Source organism: Chitinophaga sp., assembly GCF_036566945.1.
Lineage (GTDB): Bacteria > Bacteroidota > Bacteroidia > Chitinophagales > Chitinophagaceae > Chitinophaga.
The window spans coordinates 1-8,865 of record NZ_DATCVJ010000566.1; the positions used below are offsets into that span (position 1 = coordinate 1).

General features: G+C 44.4%; 7 protein-coding genes and 2 tRNA genes. 6 read left to right on the forward strand and 3 right to left on the reverse strand.

Features of this window, described 5'->3' with window-relative positions; all coding sequences use genetic code 11:
* Positions 1–96 precede the first annotated feature (96 nt).
* Both VIP81_RS17160 and VIP81_RS17165 read right to left on the reverse strand, forming a co-directional pair.
* Positions 97–170, reverse strand: a tRNA-His gene (locus VIP81_RS17160).
* A 228-nt stretch (positions 171–398) separates the two neighbouring features.
* Positions 399–472 (reverse strand) — tRNA-His (locus tag VIP81_RS17165).
* A gap of 343 nt (positions 473–815) precedes the next feature.
* Between VIP81_RS17165 and VIP81_RS17170 the strand changes: the two genes are divergently transcribed.
* From VIP81_RS17170 to VIP81_RS17180, 3 genes are all read left to right on the forward strand, one after another.
* Positions 816–1,142, forward strand: a complete 327-nt coding sequence (locus VIP81_RS17170) for a putative quinol monooxygenase (protein ID WP_331963520.1) — start codon at positions 816–818, stop codon at positions 1,140–1,142.
* Positions 1,143–1,470: 328 nt separating this feature from the next.
* Entirely contained in the window at positions 1,471–2,676 is a 1,206-nt protein-coding gene (locus VIP81_RS17175) for a hypothetical protein (RefSeq protein WP_331963523.1), read from the forward strand.
* A 123-nt stretch (positions 2,677–2,799) separates the two neighbouring features.
* The gene (locus VIP81_RS17180; RefSeq protein WP_331963526.1) at positions 2,800–3,342 is read left to right on the forward strand and encodes a hypothetical protein; all 543 of its coding nucleotides are present in this window, start codon (positions 2,800–2,802) and stop codon (positions 3,340–3,342) included.
* On the opposite strand, the gene VIP81_RS17185 is transcribed toward VIP81_RS17180, so the two are convergent.
* On the reverse strand, positions 3,339–4,439 hold the full coding sequence (locus tag VIP81_RS17185; protein WP_331963530.1) for a lipase family protein: 1,101 nt from the start codon (positions 4,437–4,439) through the stop codon (positions 3,339–3,341). The two genes, VIP81_RS17180 and VIP81_RS17185, sit on opposite strands and share 4 nt — an antisense overlap.
* Positions 4,440–4,576: 137 nt before the next feature.
* Between VIP81_RS17185 and aspA the strand changes: the two genes are divergently transcribed.
* From aspA to VIP81_RS17200, 3 genes are all read left to right on the forward strand, one after another.
* Positions 4,577–5,980, forward strand: coding sequence for an aspartate ammonia-lyase (gene aspA / locus VIP81_RS17190; protein WP_331963535.1), 1,404 nt, complete (start codon positions 4,577–4,579; stop codon positions 5,978–5,980).
* Between the two features lie 127 nt (positions 5,981–6,107).
* Complete coding sequence (locus VIP81_RS17195; protein ID WP_331963538.1) at positions 6,108–7,448, forward strand: anaerobic C4-dicarboxylate transporter; 1,341 nt, start codon at positions 6,108–6,110, stop codon at positions 7,446–7,448.
* Between the two features lie 39 nt (positions 7,449–7,487).
* Complete coding sequence (locus tag VIP81_RS17200) at positions 7,488–8,651, forward strand: porin (RefSeq protein WP_331963541.1); 1,164 nt, start codon at positions 7,488–7,490, stop codon at positions 8,649–8,651.
* Positions 8,652–8,865 lie beyond the last annotated feature (214 nt).

Sequence of the window (8,865 nt, forward strand, 5' to 3'; positions counted from 1 at the left end):
GTTCCTGATACTGTTTCCGATGTTAACAAAAAAGCTATTGACAATTGAACATAAAAAAGCCCGGAACCTATATTGCTATTGACTTCCGGGCTTTTGGGTGATTGAAGGGTTTCGAACCCTCGACCCTCAGAACCACAATCTGATGCTCTAACCAACTGAGCTACAACCACCGTGTCCTAAACGGTTACCCCGTTTTTCGGAGTGCAAATATAAGAGAATCTTTTGCTACTAAAGAAATTTTTCTGTGTATTTTTTTAAATAATATTTTCCCTTCGGGAGAAATGAAATGTTCGTTTGCTTTTTTGAGGCACATGTTGGTAACCTTCGCCCGGCGCTGATTGCGAGCAGGTATAAAAACAAAAAAGGCTTCTTTTTACAGAAGCCTTTTTTAACGGTTGGGTGATTGAAGGGTTTCGAACCCTCGACCCTCAGAACCACAATCTGATGCTCTAACCAACTGAGCTACAACCACCGTATTTCGTTGTTGGGAGTGCAAAGATAAGCGAAACTATTTTTAAATTCCAAATACTTTGAATAAAAAATTTTCAAGGAATTACATATGTGGAGAAATTTATAAATGATATTTACCAAAAAGAGGAAAAATAAAAGGGGCTTGGGATAGGGACGGTAGGGGCCGGGAATTCCAGGTAGTGTCTCAGTTTGAACAGTCGTGAATGATTATCTTTACTAAGAAAAGGCATCCTAATAACTTGAAAGCATATAAAAAAATTGTTACAATGAAATTGAATTGTAGTAGCTGCCGGACGTTACTTGTTACCATATGTATACTTACGCTTTCTTTTAGTACAAAAGTTATGGCACAGCAGAAAAATCAAATGGTTCGATTGGCAAAAATTCAAGTTGATCCATCGCAATTGGAGCAGTATAACGCTGCGCTAAAAAAGCAAATGACCACTGCTGTTCTTAAGGAGCCCGGCGTATTAACTTATTATGCTGTTGCCGATAAAAGCGACCCTACACATATCACCATACTTGAAATATACGCTGATACCACCGCATACAAAGCACATATAGAAACACCTCATTTCAAGAAGTATAAGGAAACGGTTCAGCATATGGTTAAATCTTTAGAACTTATTGATGTTAATCTAATTGGTGTAGCGAAGAAGCCGGACATGTAATTTATTGTCACGCTTTTTTGTACGCTTTCGAAAGGTATTTAGTCTGAAAAAAAGACATTTCAAACGGGGACACTACCAATTTCCACTCTCTTTTGCTCACTTCAGGAAAAGATGTATCTTTGCGCACTTTCCCATTCCATTCCCATTTTTATAGATAGTTGATAATCAACTGAATGTTGTTTTTTATGGCAGCTCAGAACCCCTGTTTTCGGGTTTTTCGACGCCATTAAGCCAGGATATGTTAACCAGACAGAAAATTTTTTCGGAATTACTGTGCCACTATTGTTTTGTTTAATATAAGTGTTTAAAATTTAATCGTATATACATTATGGATCAGCTTAAACTGAAGTTACAGGAGTACTATCAGCGTTGCCAGCAAATGGATCAACGGGTGAAGCCTGGAAAGGAGGAGCCTGGTTTTGAGGACGTGCTGGACATGGAAAATGATATTCTTTCACAATTTGGATTGCCTACATCGCGGCGTTTTGTGCAGATACTGCATGACTTTGTGCACCATGGACACGTAAGTGACCAGTTGGTGGATTATGTGAGCAAGAAACTACGTGCTGCCGCACGTAAGTACCTTTTGGCGCCGGTTATGTCAGATATAGATCTTTTAGAGAGCGGCCGCGAACAAAAACGCAGTCCTTATGATGTACTGCCTGAACTGGGATACCCGGCACAGGAGTATGCCTTATTTCTCATCGGAGAGCTCTTCTATCGCCGTAATATGGCGGCAGGTGATATCCTTGACGAACTGAAAAAAATGCAACATTTCGACAGCTGGAATGACCTGATGCTGTTGAGTAAAATACATAATCATACTACCCATGAACTCTATGCTAAACTGAAAAAGCAAGAGCTGCGATTTATCGATGAGTTCATACAGTTTACCCGCCGGCAGGAACCTTCCCGCCTGGTAAACAAGCGTGCTACTCCGCTGGAAGATGGTTATACACCCAACTATAAAACCATTACCAAAGTGCAGGTAGAAGACATCATTTTTGATGAACAAACTACCCCCAGCTTATTCGGTAAAATAAAGAGTGGGAGAGGATATGCCCGCATCACCATCAGCCTGGAGTTTTCAGAACTGAATCAGATCCTGATGAGCAGCGATGAACTGGGTGTTGAAATCAGCAATCATATTAAAAAACGTCTGGGAAATCCGGCAGCAGAGAAACCAACGGTGATAGATATACGCGCAGAATTTGGCGATGTACTGAAACTGGACAATTGCTACCTGGAAGTATATAAACCCCAGCACAGAGAAGGTAATAAGTGGGTAGAAGATAAAGATAACTTCTACTTTGTTGATAAAATTCTTACTAAAAAGGAATTTGAAAAACGTACCAAAGAAGCAGAAGTGAAACGTAAAATACAGGAGTGCCTGGAATTGATTGGCGGCTCCTATGTATATTATCAACGCCTGCGCCGCTTAGGTATAACAGACGAAGAAGCCAAGCTGCGTGCTGGTTTACAGGATGAATTGTTATTTAAATTATCCTATTTCCTGAACAAGGTAAAAGAATAGCAGGTTGCGTGTGATGATCTTTTACAGATCATCACACTTTTTTTGTTATCCCCCCATTCCCGATACACTCCCAAATGTTAGTTCCATCCTTTGCCGGAATTTTTTATGTTTGAGGAAAAAATAATGGAAGAACTCACACTCGGCGTTGGCTCAAGGGTACAACACGCACATTATGGCCCCGGGGTAATTGTGGCGGTGAAATACGCCCAATACCGCGTTACTTTCATGGACCACGGCATGAAGATGATCGATAAAACAGATCCCCTCTTTGAGGTGCTGGTGGCCGAGAATACGACTTCCGAAGTGGAAACTGCGTCCGAGGTGGAAACATCTATCCTGAAAATTCTTCGTTTGTGGGGAGGTATTACGGAAGTGGTACCGTTGGGTGATCGCTGGAAAGGCGGTAACCTGGTGCTGCAACCAGGCGATCCCACACTGAAGGCAAAGGAATTACCTATTGATACCTTCTTTCATAAAATAGTGATGCTGCGTGACCGCCTGCGCGTACTGGAACAAAACATCAACAGCCATAAGGTACTCACGGATGAAGAAAAGGTAAACATGCAACAGTACATTACCCGCATCTATGGCTCCCTGACTACTTTCAACGTATTGTTCCGGGACAAGGAACACTGGTTTACCGGCGAAAAAGGCAGCAACGATTAATTGGTATCAATCTTATAAATCTGCCCCAGTTCCCATCGGTAAGGTTCGAACATGTGATGACGGAAGATATTTTTTCCATCAAACGGAAACAGTTCATCATAACCTTTTACCGGGTATAGAATGACTGGCGTGCCTGCCGGGGTATAATTGTGACTGGTAGCGAAATCCGGTTGCTGATACTCGGGCAGTACTTTTCTGACACGCTTGTAGGCGAACTTGCCTAATACCCGTTGCATGCGCCTGGAAGAGCGCTTCGTAGGACGATCGAGGCGACCATACATGTAATTGAGTACGCAACGGATCGCCCATTTCTGATCTTTCATAGAGCCTTTAATATCGGTGAAAGGACTTACCGTATTGAAATCCCGGGAGGTTTGCAGTGAGAAAGGGGTTTCGGGTACCCAGTCGCGTGTATTGACCACCCGTAGTCCCCAGCCTCCCCGGGTAAGAAAATCATAGTCGTACGCATAGTAGAGGTTACCCGGCTTCGGCGCCGCACTGGCGTATGTTTTAAATACGATATCTTTTGGGAGTCCATCGGTATAAGCAAAGTACGAACGCAACAGAAATGAGATGGCACCGCCCTGACTATGTCCGAAGATGATATATTCGTGTATGCCTTGCTGATAGTATTCATTTATTTTACTTTTTATTTCAGGCCCCATCGCTGCTACCGCCAGCATCCATCCTGCGTGCACATAGGCTTTGGGATCTTCTGCTACTTTGTAGGGTACTGCGGTACTGTCGTTTAGTTTTACCGTACCCTGTGAGGGAATCATGCCGGCATAGAAATTTTCCAGCCAGGAAGTACTGCTGCCAATGGTACCACGGATCACGATAATACCTACGCCATCATTTCGCTTCCACAGGTCCCAGCGGTTTACCAATCCTGATTCTTTGGCACGATAAATCAACTCACAGTCGCGGGGCGGATTGCTCTTTACTTTGGTCCAGGGGGTATCACCCATTCGCTCCGCCAGTTTCAGCAGTTCACTATATTCTGATGGGTTAAAGTTGGGCTGCAGGTGCTGCGAAAAACTTTGACTTCTTCCGAAAAATAAAAATAGACAACAGATCAGTGAAATACGGTAGACCATAGATAATTGTGAATTACTAATCATAAATGACGAATGAACAGCTAATAAAAGCCCTGCACTTTAAGATAAAATAAAACAATTGGCGTTGTTTCATTGTTGTAAATGCGTTTAACTTTCAAGCCTAAATTACTTTAAATATGGCAAAGAGAATTGAGCACGATTTCCTCGGAGAAAAAGAAATACCACATGATGTGTATTACGGTATTCAAACCCTGCGTGCAATTGAGAACTTTCATATTACCGGCATTCCGCTGATGGTGGAACCCATATTCGTACAGGCGTTGGGTTATGTAAAAAAAGGCGCTGCCATGGCCAACCGGGACCTGGGAGTACTGGACAAAAATATTGCAGAATATATTATCAAAGCATGTGATCGCGTGATTGCCGGCGAATTTAATAATCAGTTTCTGAGCGACCTGATACAGGGTGGTGCAGGTACTTCGGTGAATATGAATGCCAACGAAGTGATTGCTAATGTGGCCCTCGAAATGATGGGTAAGGAAAAGGGACAATATGAATTTTGTCACCCTAACAATCATGTAAACTGCTCGCAGTCAACCAACGACGCCTATCCTACCGCTTTCCGTATAGCGCTCATGAATAAGCTGACTGGCTATAGCGTGATCCTGAACGAACTGGCAGAGGCATTTGGCGCTAAAGGGGTAGAGTTTAAGAACGTGCTGAAAATGGGTCGTACCCAGCTGCAGGATGCCGTACCAATGAGTATGGGCGATGAGTTCAAAGCCTTCGCTACCAATATTCATGAAGAGTTGTCGCGTGTGGAAGAAAGTAAACGGCTCATCTCTGAAATCAATATGGGTGCTACTGCCATCGGTACCGGCGTAAATGCGCCACAGGGCTATTCCGAACTGGTCACTAAACACCTGGTGGCGATTACTGGTCTGGACTTAGTACTGGCCACAGATCTTATAGAAGCGACCTATGACACGGGTGCTTACGTGCAGTTATCCGGTGTGCTGAAACGTACGGCTGTGAAGATTTCCAAGATCTGTAACGACCTGAGGTTGTTATCTTCCGGCCCACGGACAGGGTTAAACGAAATTAACCTGCCTCCTATGCAGCCAGGATCTTCTATTATGCCTGGTAAAGTAAATCCGGTAATACCGGAAGTGGTGAATCAAACCGCCTTCTATGTTATTGGTGCCGATCTGATGGTAACCATGGCCGCAGAAGCAGGACAGCTACAGCTGAACGTGATGGAGCCTACAATCTCTTTTGCGTTGTTTACCGCTATTACCTATATGAGCAATGCATGTAAGACCCTGAAAGATAAATGTGTAGTAGGTATCACCGCTAATGCAGACCGTACCAAAGAAATGGTGATGCAGAGCATTGGTATTGTAACACAACTGAATCCAATTATCGGATATGAGAAATGTTCAGCTATTGCGCGGGAAGCACTGGAAACAGGAAAATCTGTACATGATCTGGCAGTGAAGGAAAAGAAGTGGGTGACCCAGGAAAAGTGGGATGAGATTTTCACCTTCGACAACCTGATCAGACCTCAATTTATCCAATAAAATATCGGGCAGCTCACCGGTTTCTGGTCAGCTGCCCGCCATGTTCGGCTTCCGGGGCTGGTCTGCAGTGTAGAAACATCCTATAATTATTGCGGATAATGGTTATCATCAGATATACATACTTCATATGATCTGGTTACAATTTGCAATTTTACTGGCGGCCATCCTGGTAGGCGCCCGCATGAAGGGCATTGGGCTGGGGGTAATGGGGATGGTGGCATTGGCCATTTATATATTCCTGTTCCGCATGCGGCCCGCAGAACCACCTATTGACGTGATGCTGATTATCCTGGCGGTAGTAAGTACTGCGGCCACTTTGCAGGCAGCCGGTGGAATGGATTACCTGGTAAGACTGGCAGAGAAGATCCTGCGCAGCAAGCCCTCGCTGATTGTGTTGCTGGGCCCACTGGTCACTTATGTGTTCACCCTTTTTGCAGGTACGGCACATATTACTTATTCCCTGCTGCCTATTATTGCAGAAGTATCTACCAAAAAAAGGATACGCCCTGAAAGAGCATTGAGTATTTCTGTTATTTCTTCTCACCTGGCCATCACGGCCAGTCCTATTTCTGCGGCGACTGCTGCCATCATCACTATTCTTGGTGGTAAAGTGGAGTTGCTGGACATCCTCAAAGTATGTATCCCCGCTACGTTGGTGGGAACACTGGCTGGTGTGGCCGTATGCTGGAAAATGGGTAAGGACCTCGACAAAGATCCTATGTTCCTTGAAAAGATGAAAGACCCCGAATTTGCTGCCAGCATTAATTCAGATCTGGAAGCGGCACAGGCGCCGTTATTGCCCGGTGCAAAAACGTCTGTATTGATTTTCGGATTGGCAGTATTGTTAATTGTACTGGTGGGGGCTTTCCCCGGCATGCTGCCTTCGTTTGGTGCGGGTACCAGCAACCTGGCGGTAGATGCTGCGGGCAATATTAAGATGTCGGCCATTATAGAACTGGTGATGCTGGCCGCTGCGGCAGCCATCATGCTGCTTTGTAAAACCAGTACGGCTGCTGTAGCCAAAGCAAGTTTGTTTAGTTCCGGTGCACAGGCGGTAGTATCCATTTTTGGCGTGGTGTGGATGAGTGCTACTTTTATGCAAACCAATACGGATATTATCGAGCATGCCCTCGGCGATATGGTGCGTTCAGCTCCATGGACTTTTTCCATTGCCCTGTTTCTGCTCAGCATCCTCCTTTTCAGTCAGGCGGCTACTACCAAAGCGCTGATGCCTTTGGGATTATCACTGGGTATTATTCCTCCTCACCTGGTGGCCATGTTTCCGGCGGTAAACGGTGATTTCGTATTGCCTGGCTATCCTACACTGCTGGCGGCTATTAACTTTGACCGCACCGGCAGTACACATATAGGCAAATACCTCGTGAACCATAGTTTTATGTTACCTGGCTTTGTGGGTGTAGGCGTTTCTGTAGCGGTGGGTTTCCTCCTGGCGGGGATACTATGGTAGCATTTTACGAGCATACAATCATTCCGAAATTTAACGATTATGCATATACGCAAATGGCTTATGGTGTGCATATTATTATGCACATTTACTGCATCCGCACAGCAGCAGGAAGCCGCCAATGATACACTGCATGCCCCATTGATACCCGTCAATAAACAATCTTTGCTTAATAATGTAGATGTCATCGCCAATATGCGTTTCGCATTTCGCAATGAATTTGTCAACGGTACCTATACAGGCTCCCGTTTCGTGAATGAGCAGTTCCGCCTGGAGATCAAAGGAAAGGTGGCCGATAAGCTCTACTTCCGTTTCCGCGACCGGTATACCCGCGACCCCATTACACAATCTGTCGATAACCTGAGCAGATCTACCGACCTCGCTTTTTTACGTTTTGATCCCAGTGAAAAGTGGAAAATATATGCAGGTAAATTGTGTGCAGACTGGGGTGGTTACGAATTTGATGCGAATCCAATCGATATTTACGAGTATTCTGATATCATTGAGTATGCAGATAACTTCCTGACAGGCACAGGGGTAGGCTTTCTGCCTGATAAGAATAACGAATTTACCTTTCAGTTATTAAACAGCAGAACCAAGACATTTGAAGAACTGTATGATTCTCTACCGGGTATCACCGAAAGCAAATTTCCTTTTGCAGCCGTGATCAACTGGCGGGGCAATATGTTTGATGGCAAGTTCAGTACCATCTGGTCTTACAGCCTCTTTAAGGAAGCTACCCATCAATACATGAACTACATTGCCCTGGGTAATCAACTCTCGTTAGATCGTTTTCGTTTGCAGTATGATTTTAAGTTAAGTCTGGAAAACCTCGATCGCAAAGGAATTGTGAGCAGTTTTACGCCTGATAAAAAAGCAGTGCAAGGCGTAAAATATATGAGCCACTGGCTGAGCGCCGACATACAACTGAGCCGGATCGTACATCTGGCCTTAACCGGTATGGTGGATTTTGCCTACTGGGATGGCAATCCGGACCCCAATAAAGATAAAAAACTGCGTACCGCCTGGGGATACATTCCCGGCATAGAAGTATATCCGTTTAAAACGGTGAACCTGAAAGTATACGCCAATATGATAGGAAGAGTGTATCGGTATACCGACTACGCACAAACGCAATTCGGGATGGTGAACAATGATAATTATCGTTTTTCTGTGGGGATTGTGACGCCGTTGCTGATTTTATAGCTTTTAGCCATTAGCTTTTAGCAAAATGCAGCGGAGAACATAGTGTATATGTTTATCTCCGCTGCATTTTGCTAAAAGCTAATAGCTTCCTTAAAATTCCTGTTCCAGTCTGCCTACACTACCATCATCCGCTATACCTTCTACGACTACACGAAAACGTTTCGTGAAATCGTTGTTATAAAATTGTATTCTGGCAGTATGCGTCAGCGTATCC

Coding starts and splice junctions, on each gene's coding strand:
- VIP81_RS17170 (WP_331963520.1), top strand. CDS start 816: ATGGCACAGCAGAAAAATCAAATGGTTCGATTGGCAAAAATTCAAGTT.
- VIP81_RS17175 (WP_331963523.1), top strand. CDS start 1,471: ATGGATCAGCTTAAACTGAAGTTACAGGAGTACTATCAGCGTTGCCAG.
- VIP81_RS17180 (WP_331963526.1), top strand. CDS start 2,800: ATGGAAGAACTCACACTCGGCGTTGGCTCAAGGGTACAACACGCACAT.
- VIP81_RS17185 (WP_331963530.1), bottom strand. CDS start 4,439: ATGGTCTACCGTATTTCACTGATCTGTTGTCTATTTTTATTTTTCGGA.
- aspA (WP_331963535.1), top strand. CDS start 4,577: ATGGCAAAGAGAATTGAGCACGATTTCCTCGGAGAAAAAGAAATACCA.
- VIP81_RS17195 (WP_331963538.1), top strand. CDS start 6,108: ATGATCTGGTTACAATTTGCAATTTTACTGGCGGCCATCCTGGTAGGC.
- VIP81_RS17200 (WP_331963541.1), top strand. CDS start 7,488: ATGCATATACGCAAATGGCTTATGGTGTGCATATTATTATGCACATTT.